At 65.3% G+C, this 16,095-nt stretch carries 18 protein-coding genes; 16 read left to right on the top strand and 2 right to left on the bottom strand.

The annotated features are described in order from the left end of the window. A complete protein-coding gene (locus tag Q8M13_RS10025) occupies nt 1-369 on the top strand; it encodes a VOC family protein (RefSeq protein WP_305299814.1) in 369 nt (122 codons plus the stop codon). Between the two features lie 6 nt (nt 370-375). Here Q8M13_RS10025 and Q8M13_RS10020 read toward each other — a convergent pair whose 3' ends face one another. After that, complete coding sequence (locus Q8M13_RS10020; protein WP_305299812.1) at nt 376-693, bottom strand: hypothetical protein; 318 nt, start codon at nt 691-693, stop codon at nt 376-378. Between the two features lie 233 nt (nt 694-926). Here Q8M13_RS10020 and rpsB point away from each other — a divergent pair, with 233 nt between their 5' ends. The 15 genes from rpsB (at nt 927) to lpxB (ending at nt 15,658) form a co-directional block, all read left to right on the top strand. Next, complete coding sequence (rpsB, locus tag Q8M13_RS10015) at nt 927-1,757, top strand: 30S ribosomal protein S2 (protein WP_305299810.1); 831 nt, start codon at nt 927-929, stop codon at nt 1,755-1,757. A 99-nt stretch (nt 1,758-1,856) separates the two neighbouring features. Beyond that, a complete protein-coding gene (gene tsf / locus Q8M13_RS10010; RefSeq protein ID WP_305299808.1) occupies nt 1,857-2,792 on the top strand; it encodes a translation elongation factor Ts in 936 nt (311 codons plus the stop codon). Between the two features lie 98 nt (nt 2,793-2,890). Continuing rightward, nucleotides 2,891-3,610 carry a UMP kinase gene (gene pyrH, locus Q8M13_RS10005; protein WP_305299806.1) on the top strand — a complete coding sequence of 240 codons (720 nt, stop codon included), beginning with the start codon at nt 2,891-2,893 and terminating at the stop codon, nt 3,608-3,610. A 40-nt stretch (nt 3,611-3,650) separates the two neighbouring features. Then, complete coding sequence (gene frr, locus Q8M13_RS10000; RefSeq protein ID WP_305299804.1) at nt 3,651-4,217, top strand: ribosome recycling factor; 567 nt, start codon at nt 3,651-3,653, stop codon at nt 4,215-4,217. 36 nt (nt 4,218-4,253) lie between these two features. Then, the gene (gene uppS, locus Q8M13_RS09995) at nt 4,254-5,009 is read left to right on the top strand and encodes a polyprenyl diphosphate synthase (protein ID WP_305299803.1); all 756 of its coding nucleotides are present in this window, start codon (nt 4,254-4,256) and stop codon (nt 5,007-5,009) included. Beyond that, nucleotides 4,987-5,829, top strand: coding sequence for a phosphatidate cytidylyltransferase (locus Q8M13_RS09990; RefSeq protein WP_305299801.1), 843 nt, complete (start codon nt 4,987-4,989; stop codon nt 5,827-5,829). Before uppS ends, Q8M13_RS09990 begins: the two co-directional genes overlap by 23 nt. After that, nucleotides 5,817-7,010: a 1-deoxy-D-xylulose-5-phosphate reductoisomerase gene (locus tag Q8M13_RS09985; protein WP_305299799.1), complete on the top strand. Its 1,194-nt coding sequence runs from the start codon at nt 5,817-5,819 to the stop codon at nt 7,008-7,010. Before Q8M13_RS09990 ends, Q8M13_RS09985 begins: the two co-directional genes overlap by 13 nt. Before the next feature lie 21 nt (nt 7,011-7,031). Continuing rightward, a complete protein-coding gene (gene rseP / locus Q8M13_RS09980) occupies nt 7,032-8,249 on the top strand; it encodes an RIP metalloprotease RseP (RefSeq protein WP_370870017.1) in 1,218 nt (405 codons plus the stop codon). A 29-nt stretch (nt 8,250-8,278) separates the two neighbouring features. Then, entirely contained in the window at nt 8,279-10,690 is a 2,412-nt protein-coding gene (bamA, locus tag Q8M13_RS09975) for an outer membrane protein assembly factor BamA (protein WP_305299797.1), read from the top strand. Nucleotides 10,691-10,699: 9 nt separating this feature from the next. Beyond that, nucleotides 10,700-11,341 (top strand): OmpH family outer membrane protein, encoded by a 642-nt coding sequence (locus Q8M13_RS09970; RefSeq protein WP_305299795.1) that lies wholly within the window; start codon nt 10,700-10,702, stop codon nt 11,339-11,341. Between the two features lie 42 nt (nt 11,342-11,383). Further along, the gene (gene lpxD, locus Q8M13_RS09965) at nt 11,384-12,400 is read left to right on the top strand and encodes a UDP-3-O-(3-hydroxymyristoyl)glucosamine N-acyltransferase (RefSeq protein WP_305299794.1); all 1,017 of its coding nucleotides are present in this window, start codon (nt 11,384-11,386) and stop codon (nt 12,398-12,400) included. After that, complete coding sequence (gene fabZ / locus Q8M13_RS09960; protein ID WP_305299793.1) at nt 12,397-12,864, top strand: 3-hydroxyacyl-ACP dehydratase FabZ; 468 nt, start codon at nt 12,397-12,399, stop codon at nt 12,862-12,864. Before lpxD ends, fabZ begins: the two co-directional genes overlap by 4 nt. Beyond that, nucleotides 12,861-13,658 carry an acyl-ACP--UDP-N-acetylglucosamine O-acyltransferase gene (lpxA, locus tag Q8M13_RS09955; RefSeq protein ID WP_305299791.1) on the top strand — a complete coding sequence of 266 codons (798 nt, stop codon included), beginning with the start codon at nt 12,861-12,863 and terminating at the stop codon, nt 13,656-13,658. Before fabZ ends, lpxA begins: the two co-directional genes overlap by 4 nt. A 3-nt stretch (nt 13,659-13,661) precedes the next feature. Continuing rightward, nucleotides 13,662-14,504 (top strand): LpxI family protein, encoded by an 843-nt coding sequence (locus Q8M13_RS09950; protein ID WP_305299789.1) that lies wholly within the window; start codon nt 13,662-13,664, stop codon nt 14,502-14,504. Beyond that, nucleotides 14,501-15,658, top strand: a complete 1,158-nt coding sequence (gene lpxB / locus Q8M13_RS09945; protein WP_305299787.1) for a lipid-A-disaccharide synthase — start codon at nt 14,501-14,503, stop codon at nt 15,656-15,658. Before Q8M13_RS09950 ends, lpxB begins: the two co-directional genes overlap by 4 nt. On the opposite strand, the gene Q8M13_RS09940 is transcribed toward lpxB, so the two are convergent. Beyond that, complete coding sequence (locus Q8M13_RS09940) at nt 15,655-15,972, bottom strand: hypothetical protein (RefSeq protein WP_305299786.1); 318 nt, start codon at nt 15,970-15,972, stop codon at nt 15,655-15,657. The two genes, lpxB and Q8M13_RS09940, sit on opposite strands and share 4 nt — an antisense overlap. Between the last annotated feature and the right edge of the window lie 123 nt (nt 15,973-16,095).

Raw genomic sequence — 16,095 nt, 5'->3', positions numbered from 1 at the left:
GTGCTGGGGCACATCTCTTTCGGCGTGCGCGACCTCGCCCGAAGTGGAGTGTTCTATGATGCGGTGCTGGCGCCGCTCGGCTGGGTTCGGCTGTGGGATAGTCCCCGAGGTCTAGGCTATGGGCCGCCCGGCGGGGGCGAAAAACTCAACCTGTTTCCTTACCTAGACGCGCGAGCGCCAGGTCCAGGGTTCCACCTGGCCTTCGATGCGCCAGATCGTGATGCGGTGGATGGCTTTCATGCCGCGGCGCTGGCCGCGGGGGGAACCGATCGCGGCGCGCCAGGGCCACGACCGGACTATGGCCCGGCCTACTACGCGGCCTTCGTCACTGATCCGGACGGCTACCGGCTGGAAGCCGTCCACCAGTAAGCAACGTCACTTGCCGTAGGGGCTGATGTAGCCTGGCGGTTTGGGCGCGCTGGGATAGCCGTTGACGCCGCCGCGGTTGGAATAGACCGACTGCGGCTCGTAGGGCCGGAAGCGGTCGGGACCCACGGTCGGCGGCGGTTGTGGAGCGGAATATGTACGCGGCGGGGTGTAGCGCGCGGGCGGTGGCGGCGCGGTATAGGTCGGCGCATAGGTCGGGCTTGGCCTTAGCGTGCCCGTCGGTTGCCCGAAGGTGCCTTGCGACGGAACCAGGGTCCCGCCGGCCAGGAAGGCCAGTCCCGCGCCGAGCACTATGATAGGTGTCATTTTGATCCTCCGACCACCAGAGAGTGAACTGGCGGCGCAGGCTCTGCAAGCGCCGGGCCGGCGCCAAAGCAGGGCAAGGCTTGCATTTTGCGCGGCAAACCCCTATTTGCCCGCCTCATTCCACACGTAGGCGTTTGGCGACGCGCGGGGAGAAATCCCGCTCGTATCCATTCCGGTCCTCCATCAGGAGGGTTTGCCTGCGGAGGTTAACCGGAAAAAGGACGAAAAAGCCTATGGCGCTTCCTGAATTCTCCATGCGTCAGCTCCTGGAAGCTGGCGCCCACTTCGGCCACCAGACCCACCGCTGGAACCCGAAGATGGACCGCTACATCTTCGGCTCGCGGTCGAACATCCACATCATTGACCTGTCGCAGTCGATCCCGCTGCTGCACCAAGCTCTCGTCAAGGTGCGCGAAGTCGCCGCCGGCGGCGGTCGCGTGCTGTTCGTGGGTACTAAGCGCCAGGCTTCCGAGCCGGTCGCCATCGCCGCCAAGCGCAGCGCCCAATACTATGTGAACCACCGTTGGCTGGGCGGCACGCTCACCAACTGGCGCACCGTGTCGGGCTCCATCCAGCGTCTGCGTGAGCTGGAAGGCCTGCTGGAAGGCGAAGGCCAAGGCCGTTCCAAGAAGGAACTGCTGCAGATGACTCGCGAGCGCGATAAGCTCGAGCTGAGCCTCGGCGGCATCAAGGACATGGGCGGTATTCCGGACCTGATGTTCGTGATCGACACCAACAAGGAGTCGATCGCGATCCAAGAGGCTCGCAAGCTGAACATCCCGGTCATCGCTATCCTGGACACCAACTGCGATCCGGACGGCATCACCTATCCGATCCCAGGCAACGATGACGCCGCGCGCGCCATCCAGCTCTACTGCGACCTGATGGCCGACTCGGTCCTCGACGGTCTCGCCGCCGGCCAATCGGCCTCGGGCGTCGACCTGGGCGCTTCCGTCGCGCCGATCGAGCCGACTCTGGCGCGAGAGCTCACGCCGGAGCCCCAAGCTGCCGAAGCCGCCTCGGAGGCTCCGGCCGCCGAAGCTCCGGCCGCCGACCAAGCCTAAGCCTGAGACGCTTCGGCGTCTCACCGGTTGACGTCAAACGATCATGGCCGGGCCCCATAAGGGGTCCGGTCAAACCATTCCGACTAGAAGGAGCTGACTATGGCGGAAATCACCGCTGCGCTGGTCAAGGACCTGCGCGAGAAGTCCGGCGCCGGCATGATGGACTGCAAGAAGGCCTTGCAGGAAAACAACGGCGACATGGAAGCAGCCGTCGATTGGCTGCGCACCAAGGGCCTGTCCAAGGCCGCCAAGAAGTCTGACCGCGCGGCCGCCGAAGGCCTCGTGGCCGGCAAGCTGAGCGACGACGGCAAGACCGGCGTGCTGATCGAGCTGAACGCCGAGACCGACTTCGTGTCGAAGAACGATCTGTTCCAGACCGCGGCCCGCGACTTCGCGGCCATCGGCCTGGAAATCGAAGGTGTGGACGCCATCACCGCGGCGAAGACCGCCAAGGGTGAAGTCGTCAGCGACGTGATCACCAACCTGATCGCGACCATCGGCGAGAACATGCGTCTGCGTCGCTCGGCTCGCCTGTCGGTGAGCGAAGGCGCCGTCTCCCTCTACCTGCACAACGCGCAGGGCGAAGGCGTCGGCCGTCTGGGCGTGCTCGTGGCTCTGGAAGGCGCTGGCGATCAAGCCGTGCTGAAGGATGTCGGCCGCAAGATCGCTCTGCACGTGGCCGGCACTCCGACCCCGCCGCTGGCGCTGAACGAGGGCGACCTCGATCCGGCCGCCGTCGAGAAGGAAAAGAAGTTCCTGACCGACCAAGCGCTGGAATCGGGCAAGCCCATCGGCGTCGTCGAGAAGATGATCGAAGGCCGCATCCGCAAGTGGCAGGAAGAAGTGGTGCTGCTGAAGCAACCCTTCGTCATGAACCCGGATCAGACCATTGAGCAGCTGATCGCTGAAACCGCCAAGGAAACCGGCTCGCCGGTGACCGTGAAGGCGTTCGTGCGCTTCGCCCTGGGCGAAGGCGTCGAGAAGAAAGTGGACGATTTCGCCGCCGAAGTGGCGTCGATGACCGGCCAGGGCTGATTTAGCCCAAATTGAGTGCCCCAAGGGCGCCGTGCGTTCGACGCGCACGGCGCCCTTGGTTTATGTAGTACAGCCCAGATTCTCGACGGATGCCGCCGATGCCCGAAGCCCAGCCCCGCTACAAGAAGATCCTCTTGAAGATGTCGGGCGAGGTCCTGATGGGCGACGCGCTGTTCGGCATCGACACCAAGACCATCGAAGCGGTCGCCGAGGACATCAAGGAAGTCGTCGAACACGGCATCGAACTCTGCCTGGTGATCGGCGGCGGCAACATCTTCCGTGGCGTTTCGCTGGCCGGGAAGGGGATGGACCGCGCCAACGCCGACTATATGGGCATGCTGGCCACGGTGATGAATGCGCTGGCGCTGCAGGGCGCGTTGGAAAAGGTGGGGGTCTATACCCGCGTACAGTCGGCGATCCCGATGGACGCGGTGTGCGAGCCCTACATCCGCCGCCGCGCGCTGCGCCATCTGGAAAAGGGGCGGGTGGTGATTTTCGCCGCCGGGCTCGGCGCGCCGTTCTTCACGACCGATACGCCCGCGGCCCTGCGCACGGCCGAGATGGGCTGCGACGCGCTCTTCAAAGGGACCAGCGTGGACGGCGTCTATACGGCCGACCCCAAGAAGGACCCGAGCGCCCAACGCTACGAAACGCTGAGCTATCAGGAAGTGCTGGCCAAAGACCTGCGGGTCATGGACGCTTCAGCCATCGCCCTGATGCGAGACAACAAGACCCCGATCGTGGTGTTTTCTATCCGCGAGCGGGGTAATTTCCTCAAAGTACTAAAGGGACAGGGCGTCTTCACCACCATCGCCTGACGCCTGGTCCAGACACACTAGAAATACGGGAGAAGCTCCTATGGCTGCTGCGGAAAAGCCGGTCCTGGCTCGTTACAAGGATCGTATGGACAAGGCCATCAGCGCCCTCAAGGACGAGTTCGCGAGCCTGCGCACCGGACGTGCGACGGCTGGCCTGCTCGACCAGGTCATGGTCGAGGCCTATGGCTCGTCAGTGCCGATCAACACTGTGGCGTCGGTCAGCGTGCCTGAACCGCGCTCGATCAGCGTCAGCATCTGGGACCGCGCCATGGTGATCCCGATCGAGAAGGCGATTCGAAACGCCGGCCTCGGCCTGAACCCGGTCGTGGACGGACAAAGCCTGCGCGTGCCGGTTCCGCCGCTGACGGAAGAGCGTCGTCGGGACTTGGCTAAGATCGCCGCGAAGTACGCCGAGCAGCAGAAAATCGCCATTCGCAACGTTCGACGTGACGCCAACGACGACCTGAAGAAGGCCGAGAAGGACAGCACGATCACCCAGGACGAACAGCGGCGTATGGAAACCGAGGTTCAGAAGTTCACCGACGAGTCGATCAAGCGCGTCGACGAAGCCTTGAAAACCAAAGAACAAGAGATCATGCAGGTTTAATCGTCCTAGATAGGCGGGAGGACGAACGGGAACCCCATGGCTACGGTCGATCAAGAGCAGCCCCAGGCGCACGCGCCCTTGCACGTGGCCATCGTCATGGATGGCAACGGGCGCTGGGCGAAGCGTCGCGGTCTTCCGCGCTCGCTCGGCCACCGCGCTGGGGTCGAATCGCTCAAGCGCACTGTGGCCGCCGCGCCGGACCTCAATGTCCGATGGCTGACGGTCTTCGGGTTCTCGACCGAGAATTGGAGCCGCCCCGCCGCCGAGGTCAGCGAGCTGATGGCGCTGCCAAAGCGCTACTTCGAGAGCGACCTTGCGCGGCTTGAGCGCGACGGCGTGCGTGTCCGGGTGCTGGGCCGGCGAGAAGGGCTCTCGGCCGATCTGGTGAAGATGCTGGACGAGGCCGAGCGCCGTACCGCCCACAATGACAAGTTCTTCCTGCAGATCGCCTTCAACTATGGCGGCCAGGCGGACATCGTCGAGGCGGCGCGCAAGTTCGCGGCCGAGGTGGCGGCCGGTCGGGCCTCGCCCGGGGACCTCGACGAGGCGGCTTTCGCTGCGCATCTGTCGACTGGGGCCGGACCTGCGCCTGACCTGGTGATTCGCCCCTCCGGCGAGCAGCGGCTATCCAACTTCCTGCTGTGGGAGTCGGCCTATTCCGAGTTCGTGTTCCAGGATGTTCTCTGGCCGGACTACGGCGCCGAGCACCTAGAGGCGGCCATCGACGAGTTTTACAAGCGCGAGCGGCGATACGGCGGCGCCGTGGCCGATGATGTCCTTGCCACCGGCTAGACGTTTCGACTGGTCCAATCTGGCGATCCGCGTCGCCTCGGCCACGGTCCTGGTGCCCGCGGTGCTGGGTGCTGTCTGGTTTGCCGACTATCCGGGCCTGAGTTGGCTATTCCTGGTGCTGGTCGCGGTCGCGGTCGCGCTGCTGGCCATCGAATGGGGTGCGATGACCGCGCCGCATGCGCCGATCCGGGTTTCGACCGCCCTGACCGTGGCGATCCTGGCGGGGGCGTTCTTGGCGCACTCCGGTCATATGCCGTTGGCCTGGGGGGCGGCGGCTCTTGGCGCTCTTGCCGCCGCGCTGGTTGCGCGGGGTGTCGCCGAACGGCCCACCAACGCTGCATTTGGCGTGATTTATCTGGCCATTCCCGTCATCTGCCTGGTGTGGCTGCGCTGGATGCCGGAAGGCCGGCAATGGACGGTGCTGCTGTTCGTGGTCGCATGGTCGGCGGACATCGCGGCCTTCGCGGTGGGCAGCGCGCTTAAGGGGCCGAAGCTGTGGCCTCGGTTCTCCCCAAACAAGACGTGGTCCGGGTTCATCGGCGGGCTCATCGCGGCGGCTGGCGCTGGCGTGGCGATGGCCGCATTCAGCGACATCGTACTCAGCCTGCAGGCCGGCGCCCTGATCGGTCTGGTCGGCGGTCTGGCGACCATGGCCGGCGACCTCTGGGAATCGATGCTCAAGCGCCGCTTCGGCGTGAAGGATTCCGGCGATCTCATTCCGGGCCATGGAGGATTGCTTGATCGGGTCGATGGGTTGATGTTCGCCGCCGTCGTCTTGGCCGCCGCCCGCCTGATCAACCATCTGGGATGGGCAAATTGACTCTACCGCGTCGCGTCAGCGTTCTGGGTTCTACAGGCTCGGTCGGGGTTTCCACCCTGGACCTGCTGGACAAGGCCGGTGCGGAGGTCGAGGTCTCGGCGCTGACGGCGGGCAAGAACGTAGAACGTCTGGTCGAGCAGGCCCTTCGCTGGCGGCCGAAGTTGGCGGTCATCGAGGATGAAACCAAGTACGACGAACTGCGGGCACGCCTAGCCGGCTCTGGCGTCGAGACGGCTGCTGGTTCAGGCGCGGTGGCGGACGCGGCCGCTGGCGACGCCCAATGGGTTATGTCGGCCATCGTTGGGTTCGCGGGCCTGGCGCCGACCATGGCGGCGGCCAAGGCCGGCGCCGTTATAGGCTTGGCCAACAAGGAAAGCCTGGTCTGCGCGGGACCCTCGCTGCTTCGAACCGCGAAGTTCGCGGGCGGGGCGGTGATCCCGGTCGATTCGGAGCACTCGGCGATCTTCCAAGTGCTGGATCCGATGAATGCCCAGCATGTGAGCCGCCTGATTCTGACGGCCTCTGGCGGCCCGTTCCGAGGCTGGACCATGGAGCAGATGGCCCATGCGACGCCGGAGCAGGCGGTCGCCCATCCGAAGTGGGACATGGGCGTAAAGATCTCCATCGACTCGGCGACGATGATGAACAAGGGCCTCGAGATGATCGAGGCGGCCTATCTGTTCGCGATGCCGGCCGAGCGGGTGGACGTCCTGGTGCATCCCCAGTCCATCATCCACAGCCTGGTGGAATACGCCGACGGTTCGACCCTGGCCCAACTGGGCGCGCCGGATATGCGCACGCCTATCGCCTGCGCCTTCGCGTGGCCTGATCGCCTGCCTTGGCCGGCGCCGAAGCTGGATTTGGCGTCGATCGGCCAATTGACCTTCGAAGAACCCGACCTGCGCCGTTTTCCCGCCTTGAAGATCGCCAAAGAAGCATTGGCGGCCGGTGGGGCCGCGCCCGCGGTGATGAACGCCGCCAACGAGGTCGCTGTGGCCGCCTTCCTTGACCGCAAGATTGGGTTTCTCGATATTGCCACCACGGTGGCCGAGACGCTTGAACGCGTGGACGCTCAGGGCTTGGCCGCGGCAACCGATGGCGACACGCTCGAAACCGCGCGGCACACAGACTCGATCGCTCGCCGTGTGGCCAATGACGTCGTCAGCGGCCTGACCCGCTAGGGTCCTGGAGGACTACCGCCTGTGATCGACTTCATCCTCACCGCTCTAACGTTCGTGGTTCCCTTCGTCCTGGTGTTGGGACTGGTGGTGACCATCCACGAGCTGGGCCACTTCCTGGCCGCCAAGAGCTTTGGCGTGGCGATCGACCGGTTCTCCATCGGCTTTGGCAAGGCGATCGCCTCATGGACTGACAAGTCGGGCGTCGAATGGCGGGTCGGCTGGATCCCGCTGGGCGGCTACGTCAAGTTCTCAGGCGACGACAACGCCGCCAGCGTCCCCGACAGCGAAAACCTGGCGAATCTGCGCCGGGATATCGAGGCCGAGGAGGGACGTGAGGCGGTCCTTCGCTACTTCCATTTCAAGCCGCTCTGGCAGCGGGCCATCGTGGTGGCCGCCGGACCATTCGCCAACTTCGCCCTGGCCATCGCACTCTTTGCCGCGCTGTTGCTGGCGTTCGGCCAGTACGTCCTGCCGCCCAAGATCGCCGCCGTGCAGCCGGGCAGCCCGGCCGAGCGGGCCGGATTCCTGCCTGGGGACTTGGTCCTCAAGGCCGAGGGCCGCCCTATCAAGGGTTTCGATGAACTCGCGCAGCTGGTCCAGGTGCGCGCCAATGTCCCGACCGACTTCGTCGTCGAGCGGGCAGGGCGAGAGATCGAGATTGTCGCCACGCCTGAGTGGGCTATGCGCACCGACCAGGTCGCGGGCGAGCGCCGTCAGGGCATGCTCGGCCTGTCGCCGGCGCAATCCAAGAACGACTACATTCACGTTCGCTACAACCCGATCCAGGCGGTGGCCGGCGGGGTAGAGCGTACTTGGCGGACGCTTGAGACAACGGTCTACTATCTCGGCCGCATGGTGACCGGCCAGGTGGCCGCCGACCAGCTCAGCGGACCGCTGGGAATCGCGCGAATCTCAGGCAAGGTGGCCCAGGCTGGCGCGGAGGGTGCGCCCGACGTCGGGAGTATGATCCTCGGCGGCGGCGTTAATCTGCTCCAACTCGCTGCGTTCATTTCGGTGAGTATCGGCTTCATGAATCTGCTGCCAGTCCCTGTCCTGGATGGGGGGCACCTGCTGTTCTACGCCTATGAGGCGGTGGCCCGCCGGCCGGTGGCGGCCAAGGTGCAGGCCGCCGGTTACCGTGTGGGGCTTGCGCTGCTGCTGGGATTGATGTTGTTCGCCACCTGGAACGATCTGCAGCAGATGCGTGTGTTCAAAATCCTTGGCGGCGTGTTCTCCTGACCCGCCCATTTCCGTTGACGGCTGATACGATGCAAAGAACCCGCGCCAATGGCGCCGCGCTCGCCTCCGGCCTCGCCCTGTTGATGGGATCGACGGCGCTCACCTTGCCTGGCGCCGCGCTGGCGCAGGAGGCTGCTCCAACGCCGGCTGCACCGGCCGCTCAGGCCGCGCCGCAGGTGCAGGGCCAGCAGTCGGGCGTGGTCCAGCGGATCATCGTGCGCGGAAACGAACGGATCGAGCAATCGACCGTGCTGTCCTACCTGCCTATCCAGCCGGGCGAGGTCCTGGACCCGGCCAAGGCTGACTTGGCGCTGAAGACCCTGTTCCGCACCGACCTGTTCGCCGACGTGAAGATCGATCTTCAGGGTTCGGACATGATCGTGACGGTCGTCGAGAACCCGATCATCAACAAGGTGGTCTTCGAGGGGAACTCCGGCCTCAAGGAAGAAAAGCTTCGCGACGAGGTCAGCGTTCGCCCGCGGGGCATCTTCACCCGCGCCAAGGTGCAGTCTGACGTTCAGCGCATCGTCGAACTCTATCGCCGGTCGGGCCGGATCTCGGCCACCGTCACGCCGAAGATCGTCGAACTGCCCCAAAAGCGCGTCGACCTGATCTTCGAGATCAATGAAGGCCCCAAGAGCGGCGTGCTGCGCGTCAACTTCCTGGGCAACAAGGAATTTTCGGACAACGACCTGCGCGACGTCGTCGTGACCGAGCAGTCGAGCTGGTACAAGTTCTTCTCGACCAACGCGAACTACGACCCGGACCGGCTCGAGTACGACAAGGAACAGCTGCGTAAGCACTACCGCAACCGCGGCTTCTATGACTTCCGCGTGGTCTCGGCGATCGCCGAGCTGGCCCCGGACAAGAACGGCTTCGTGATCAGCTACACCCTCGACGAGGGGCAGGAGTACAAGTTCGGGAAGATCTCGGTCGAAACCGAACTCCAGAAGCTGGACAAGGATGTCCTGTTGCAGCTGGTCCCGATCCGCTCGGGCGAAATCTACCAGGACGAAAAGATCGAGGCGGCGACCGACTCGCTGACCTTCGCCGCCGGCGCCGCCGGCTTCGCCGCCGTGGACGTGCGTCCGCGCTATGTCGCCAACCGCGAGACGGGCCTCGTCGATGTGGTGTTCCAGGTTCGCGAAGGACCGCGGGTCTATGTCGAGCGCATCGACATCACCGGCAACACGCGCACGCTGGACTCCGTCATTCGCCGTGAACTGAACATCGTGGAGGGCGACGCCTACAACCGCGCTCTGGTCGATCGTTCGCGCAACAATGTCCGCGCCCTTGGCTTCTTCAAGGACGTAAACATCGAGGAAATGCCAGGCTCGGCGCCTGACCGGACCGGCCTGCGAGTGCAGGTTGAAGAGCAGCCCACGGGCGAACTCTCCTTCAGCGCCGGCTATTCGTCCGTCGACCAATTGGTGCTCGACCTGGGCGTGACCGAGCGAAACTTCCGTGGTCGCGGCCAGAGCGTTCGAGCTCGGGTGTCGGTCGGTTCGCTGCGTCAGCAGATCGACTTCGGCTTCACCGAGCCGCGGTTCCTGGGCCGCGACCTGGGCGCCGGCATCGACCTTTACTCGTACCGCTACGACCTGACCGAATACACGTCCTACAAGACCGTCACAGTCGGCGGGAACCTGCGTTTGGCCTTCCCGCTGACGCTGAACTCGCGGATGTCGACGCGCTATACGCTCCGGCAGGAAGACGTCCAGATCGACGATTCCTACTGCGATCCGGCCGCGCCGTTGGTGTCGCGCTCGATCTGCGACCAGCGCGGCGAGTACCTGACGTCGCTGATCGGCTACACCTATCTGTACGATCGCCGGAACGACCCGATCAATCCGACCCGTGGCTTCCGCTTCGACATCAGCCAGGATCTGGCGGGTCTGGGCGGCGACGTGAACTATATCAGCACCGAAGTGACTGGCGGCTGGTGGCACGGGTTCAACAAGGACTTCATCTTCAGCCTGACCGGCCAGGGCGGTTACATCGCCGGCTGGAACGGGGACACCATTCGGGTCAACAGCCACTTCTACAAGGGCGGCAACACCTTCCGCGGCTTCGAAACCGCTGGTATCGGCCCGCGTGACACCAACTTCGGCCGCTCCGACTCCTTGGGGGGCCGTGCCTATGCGATCGGCACCGCCGAGCTGACCATTCCGACGTTCCTGCCCGAGCAGTACGGCATCAAGGCCGCGCTGTTCAGCGATGTCGGTACGCTCGGCCTGTTGGATGACGAGTACAAGCTGAAGGCCGACGGCACTGTCGACCCGGCCATCAAGGACGACCTGTCTCTGCGCGCCACCGCCGGCCTGTCGATCTTCTGGCGGTCGCCGATGGGCCCCATCCGATTCGACTTCAGCCAAGTTTTGGCCAAAGAAGACTACGACAAGACCGAAACCTTCCGGTTCTCAACCTCAACCAGGTTCTAATATCTCCTCATGACGATCAAAGCCCTAGTTGCGGCGACCTGCGTCGCCGCCATCACCGCGTCCGTGTCGACGGCGGCCTTCGCCCAGGCCGCGGCTCCAGCCGCCGCCCCGGCGGTCAGTCATGGCCCGGCGCTTCCCGGCGTTTGCGTGATCTCGCTGGAAGGCGCGATCACCGGTTCGACGGTCGGCAAGTACGTGCAAACGCGCCTGCAGCAGATCGCGACCCAGGTTCAGGCCGAACTGAAGGCCGAAGAAGCCGCCCTTCAGAACGAAGCCAAGACCCTCGAAGGTCAACGCGCCTCGCTCGATCAAGCCACCTTTGAGACGCGCGCCAACGCCCTGCAAACCAAGGCCAATGCTTTCCAGCGCAAGGCCCAGCAGCGTGAGCGCGAACTCGGAGCCACCCAGCAAAAGGCTCTTGGCCGCGTCGGTCAGGAACTCGACCCGATCATCCGTCAGGTTTATCAACAGCGTCAGTGCAGCCTGCTGCTCAACCGCGACTCGGTCGTCATCGCCAATCCGGCGATGGATATCAGCCAGCCGGTCGTCACCGCCCTGAACGCCAAGATCACCCAGTTCAACTTCGACCGGGAACGTCTGGACCAGGCGGCGGCGCCCGCGCAAACTCCGGCGCCCGCGACCCGCAAGTAGGGCGCGACTCGCGATAAAGGCGGGTCGAGCCGAAGGATTTCGATGCCCGACCCCCGTTTCTTTGAAGACCTTGGCCCTGTCACGCTCGCCGAGCTCGCGAGCCTGACAGGCGCCGAACTCCTGGCGCCTGACGATGGCGCCCGCCAGGTGCGCGCCGTCGCTGTCCTCGCCAGCGCCCAGCCCGACACGATCAGCTTCCTTTCAGACCGAAAGCACGCCGCCGAGCTCGCCAGCTCAAAGGCCGGCGCGGTTTTCCTAACCCAGCGGGACGCCGATCTGGCGCCTGAGGGCTGCGCGGCGCTGATTACGCCCGTTCCCCAGGCGGCCTATGCCGGCGCGGCCAATCGCCTGCATCGGCCCAGACGCCATCTGGGCGATCAGGCCGTCTCGGCCGACGCGGTTTTTGAGGAGGATGTCGTCCTCGCCCCCGGCGTGGTGGTCGGCCCTGGCGCGCGGATTGGCGCGCGTACGCTGGTTGGCGCCAATACCGTCATCGGTCCGGGCGTCACCATCGGCCGAGATTGCGTCATCGGCGCCAATGTCACCCTCGGCTTTGCGCTGCTCGGGGACCGGGTTCGGATCCTTGCCGGCGCGGTCATCGGCGAGCCAGGCTTCGGGGCGGCCGGCGGGACCAAGGGCGTGGTGGATATCCCCCAACTCGGCCGGGTGATCCTGCAGGACGGGGTCACGGTCGGCGCCAATAGCTGCATCGACCGGGGCGCTTTCGACGACACGTCGATCGGTGAGAACACCAAGATCGATAACCTAGTGCAGATCGCCCACAACGTCCGGGTGGGTCGCAACTGCGTCATGGCCGCCCACACGGGGATATCTGGCAGTGTCACCATCGGGGACGGCGCAGCCTTTGGCGGTCGCGCCGGGGTCGCCGATCACGTCAGCATCGGGGATGGCGCACAGGTTGCGGCCGCCGCGGGCGTGTTCCGTGATATTCCCGCCGGAGAAACCTGGGGCGGATTCCCGGGCCAACCTATTCGCCGCTGGATGCGTGAAGTCGCGTGGCTCTCTAGATCGGCCAACCGCAAGGGAGCGGACAAATGAGCACTGATGTGGCTGAGGCCGAGATTTCGATCGATATCGGCGAGATCATGGAGCGGATCCCGCACCGCTACCCCTTTTTGCTGGTCGATCGCGCCGAGGCGTATCGCCAGAATGAATCGATTGTCGGCATCAAGTGCGTGACCATCAACGAGCCGTTCTTCCAGGGGCACTTCCCGGACTATGCGGTGATGCCAGGGGTCTTGATCGTCGAGGCGATGGCCCAGACGGGCGCCCTCCTGATGTCCAAGTCGCTGAACGTCGACCGGGCGGGCAAGACCATCCTTTTCACCTCGGTCGACAACTGCAAATTTCGCCAACCCGTTCGCCCGGGGGACGTGCTGAACATGCACGTCAAGGTCCTGCGGGTGCGGGGCGGCCTCTTCAAGTTCCAGGGCAAGGCGATGGTTGGCGACAAGACCGCCGCCGAGGCCGAGTTCGCGGCCATGCTGGTGGAAACGCCATGAGCGTCGAGGTTCACGCCAGCTCCGTCGTCGATCCGAAGGCGGAACTCGCCGACGGCGTCGTCATCGGCCCGTTCTGCTCGGTCGGCCCCGATGTGAAGCTTGGCCCGCGCACCAAGTTGATGTCCCACGTGGTCGTCGATGGCCGCACTACGGTCGGGGAGGACAATGTCCTCTATCCGTTCGTGATGCTGGGCGGCCCACCGCAGCACACCGCCTACAAGGGTGAGCCGACTGAGCTGGTGATCGGCGATCGTAACCTGATCCGCGAACATGCGACGATGAACACCGGCACGGTCGGTGGCGGCGGCGTCACACGGGTCGGGTCGGACGGCCTGTTCATGATCGAGAGCCATGTCGGCCATGACTGCGTGGTTGGCGATCAGGTGATCCTGACCAAGCAGGCGACCCTGGGCGGGCACTGCGACATCGGCGACTATGTGATCGTCGGCGGATTGGCGGCGATTCACCAGCGTACCCGCGTCGGGCGCCACGCCATGGTCGGCGGCCTGGCCGCCGTTGTGAAGGACGTCATCCCCTATGGCTCGGTGTGGGGCAACCACGCCCACCTGGAGGGCTTGAACCTGCTGGGTCTCAAGCGCCGGGGCTTCAGCCGCGAGACCATCAACATCATGCGGGCGGCCTATCGGATGCTGTTCGCCGACGAGGGGACATTCCAGGAGCGGCTCGACGACACGGTCGAGACCTATTCGGGAACCCCGGAGGTGATGGAAATCATCGACTTCATCCGTGCGGACGCCAGCCGGCCGCTGTGTTTGCCGGTGCGGGAGATCTAGGACGTGCAGAAACTGGGGCTCATCGCAGGTGGCGGGAATCTGCCTGTCGAGATCGCGCAGCATTGCGAACAGTCCGGACGACCATTCTTCATCGTACGGCTAAAGGGTTTTTCCGGTCCGGACATCGCCCGCTATCCCGGCGCCGACATCGGCCTGGCTGAGCTCGGCAAGTGCTTCAAGGCGCTGAAGCGCGCCGGCTGCAAGGCCGTGACCCTGGTCGGGACGGTCGATCGTCCGGACTTCAAGTCGCTGACCCCCGACCTGAGGGGCCTGATGGCCCTGCCGAGCGTCATCGCCGCCGCCCGCAAGGGCGACGACGCCTTGTTGCGCGCCCTGGTCGGGGAATTCGAGAAGGAAGGCTTCTCGGTCGAAGGCGCCCATGAGGTGATGGGCGACCTGACGCTGCCGGTGGGCGCGCTGGGCCGTGTCACGCCCAACGCCCAGCAAATGGCCGATGTCGAGCGGGCCCTGAAGGTCGCGCGCGCCGTCGGCGAATTGGATGTGGGGCAGGGCGCCGTGGTTTGCGAGGGCCTGGTTCTCGCGGTCGAGGCGCAGGAAGGCACCGACGCCATGCTGCGACGGGTGGCTGAACTGCCCCGAAACCTGCGCGGTGCTCCGGACGCGCCACGCGGCGTGCTGGCCAAGGCGCCCAAGCCGATCCAGGAGACCCGCATCGATCTGCCGACCATCGGCCTCAACACCATCCACAGGGCTGCTCAGGCGGGCCTGGCAGGGGTTGCAGGGCAGGCCGGGGGGCTGCTGGTGCTCGACCGCGACGCCGTGATCGAGTTGGCCGACGAGCTGGGCCTGTTTGTGGTGGGCGTGGAGCCGTCGACCGCGCCGTGACCAAGCCGCTGTGCGTCATGCTGGTGGCCGCGGAGGCCTCGGGCGATGATCGAGGGGCCGGTCTGGCCCGGGCGTTGAGGCGACGCCTGGGAGATGGCGTGCGGTTTGTGGGCGTCGGTGGCGCACGCATGGCCGCCGAGGGCGTGCAAAGCCCGTTCGATATCTCCCAGCTGTCGATCCTGGGCCTGCTGGAAGGCCTGCTGGCCTATCGGCGGGTGATGGCGCGGGTCGAGGACACCGTGGCCCTGGCGGCCCGCGAGAAGCCCGATGTGGTGGTGCTGATCGACTCCTGGGGCTTCACCCTGCGCGTAGCCCAGCGCCTGCGAAAGCTCGATCCGAAACTGCCGCTGGTGAAGTACGTAGCGCCTCAGGTCTGGGCGACCCGGCCGGGCCGCGCCAAGACCCTGGCCGCCAGCGTCGACCATCTGCTTTCGATCCACGTGTTCGACGCGCCTTATTTCGAGGCCGAGGGTCTACCGACGACCTTTGTGGGCAACTCGGCGCTTACGCTCGATTTTTCGGGTGCAGACGGCGAGCGGTTGCGGCGAGAGCTGGGCGTGGCGCTCGACGTCCCGCTGCTGCTTGTGCTGCCGGGTAGCCGGCCAAGTGAAATCTCACGAATTTTACCGCCCTTCGCAGACGCCGTGGCGATCCTGAAGGCGAGCCACCCAGACCTGGCCGTGGTCATCCCGGCCGCTCCTACCGTCGCCGAGGCCGTGAAGGCCCAGGCCGGAGGTTGGGCGCACATCGTCGAGGGCGAGCGCGGCAAGCTCGACGCCATGAAGGCCGCGACCGTCGCGCTGGCCTGCTCGGGCACGGTGACGACGGAAGTGGCGATGGCCGGCGTTCCGATGGTGGTGGGCTACCGGCTGGGCAATCTCACCCACGCCATCCTCAAGCACCTAATCCGCACGCCCTACATCACGCTCTTCAACATCGCCGCGAAGGACTTCGTGGCGCCAGAACTCGTCCAGGACGATTGCAACGGCCCAGCACTGGCGCGTGAAGTCGCCAAGCGTCTGGACGATCCCGAGCTGCGCCGGCGCCAGGTCGAGGCGCAGGCGGCTGCATTGCTGAAGATGGGGCGCGGTGGGCCAGACCCCTCCGAGGCGGCCGCCGACGCCGTCCTCACGCTGCTCGCCAGGCCCGCCTAGTCGACCGTCGCGGCCGGCAGGAAGTACTTCTCCAGAGCGGGGGAGGCGGCGACAAGATGAAGCTCCATCGCCTTCGGCGCCGCGTCTGGAAGCTGCAGGACCTTCAAGGCGGGGTTGAACCGCTTGGCCAGATAGGCGTCCAGCTCGGCCTGCGAGTCCCAGATGTCGACGGTGTGGAAGCCGGCATCGTCGAAGTAGGACATATGGAGCAGGCATCCCAATGGCGGGGCGGCTTCCCAGCCTACCTGCGCGCGCACCGAGTCGTAGTCTTCGCGGCTGACATTGGGCTCGTCATACGTGACCATGAGCGCCATCACTGTGCTCCTGTCTTGCGACCCGGCGTTGGCGCCGGGCAATCAACACTACGAGCGCTACGGCCCATTGCAATGTATTGGTGTGTGTTGGGGTTGAAATCACACATAAAAAAGCCCCGCCAG

Source organism: Phenylobacterium sp. (genome assembly GCF_030681155.1).
Taxonomy (GTDB): domain Bacteria; phylum Pseudomonadota; class Alphaproteobacteria; order Caulobacterales; family Caulobacteraceae; genus Phenylobacterium.
The sequence above is the reverse complement of the archived record's forward strand: the minus strand, read 5'-3'. Positions and strand labels throughout refer to the sequence as shown.

Excerpts from the sequence above, each read along its gene's own strand:
- fabZ (WP_305299793.1), top strand. The coding sequence starts at position 12,397 with ATGAGCACTGATGTGGCTGAGGCCGAGATTTCGATCGATATCGGCGAG.
- Q8M13_RS09990 (WP_305299801.1), top strand. The coding sequence starts at position 4,987 with ATGATGTCCTTGCCACCGGCTAGACGTTTCGACTGGTCCAATCTGGCG.
- rpsB (WP_305299810.1), top strand. The coding sequence starts at position 927 with ATGGCGCTTCCTGAATTCTCCATGCGTCAGCTCCTGGAAGCTGGCGCC.
- Q8M13_RS09985 (WP_305299799.1), top strand. The coding sequence starts at position 5,817 with ATGGGCAAATTGACTCTACCGCGTCGCGTCAGCGTTCTGGGTTCTACA.
- lpxA (WP_305299791.1), top strand. The coding sequence starts at position 12,861 with ATGAGCGTCGAGGTTCACGCCAGCTCCGTCGTCGATCCGAAGGCGGAA.
- Q8M13_RS10020 (WP_305299812.1), bottom strand. The coding sequence starts at position 693 with ATGACACCTATCATAGTGCTCGGCGCGGGACTGGCCTTCCTGGCCGGC.
- Q8M13_RS09970 (WP_305299795.1), top strand. The coding sequence starts at position 10,700 with ATGACGATCAAAGCCCTAGTTGCGGCGACCTGCGTCGCCGCCATCACC.
- frr (WP_305299804.1), top strand. The coding sequence starts at position 3,651 with ATGGCTGCTGCGGAAAAGCCGGTCCTGGCTCGTTACAAGGATCGTATG.
- pyrH (WP_305299806.1), top strand. The coding sequence starts at position 2,891 with ATGCCCGAAGCCCAGCCCCGCTACAAGAAGATCCTCTTGAAGATGTCG.
- lpxD (WP_305299794.1), top strand. The coding sequence starts at position 11,384 with ATGCCCGACCCCCGTTTCTTTGAAGACCTTGGCCCTGTCACGCTCGCC.
- uppS (WP_305299803.1), top strand. The coding sequence starts at position 4,254 with ATGGCTACGGTCGATCAAGAGCAGCCCCAGGCGCACGCGCCCTTGCAC.
- tsf (WP_305299808.1), top strand. The coding sequence starts at position 1,857 with ATGGCGGAAATCACCGCTGCGCTGGTCAAGGACCTGCGCGAGAAGTCC.
- Q8M13_RS09940 (WP_305299786.1), bottom strand. The coding sequence starts at position 15,972 with ATGGCGCTCATGGTCACGTATGACGAGCCCAATGTCAGCCGCGAAGAC.
- bamA (WP_305299797.1), top strand. The coding sequence starts at position 8,279 with ATGCAAAGAACCCGCGCCAATGGCGCCGCGCTCGCCTCCGGCCTCGCC.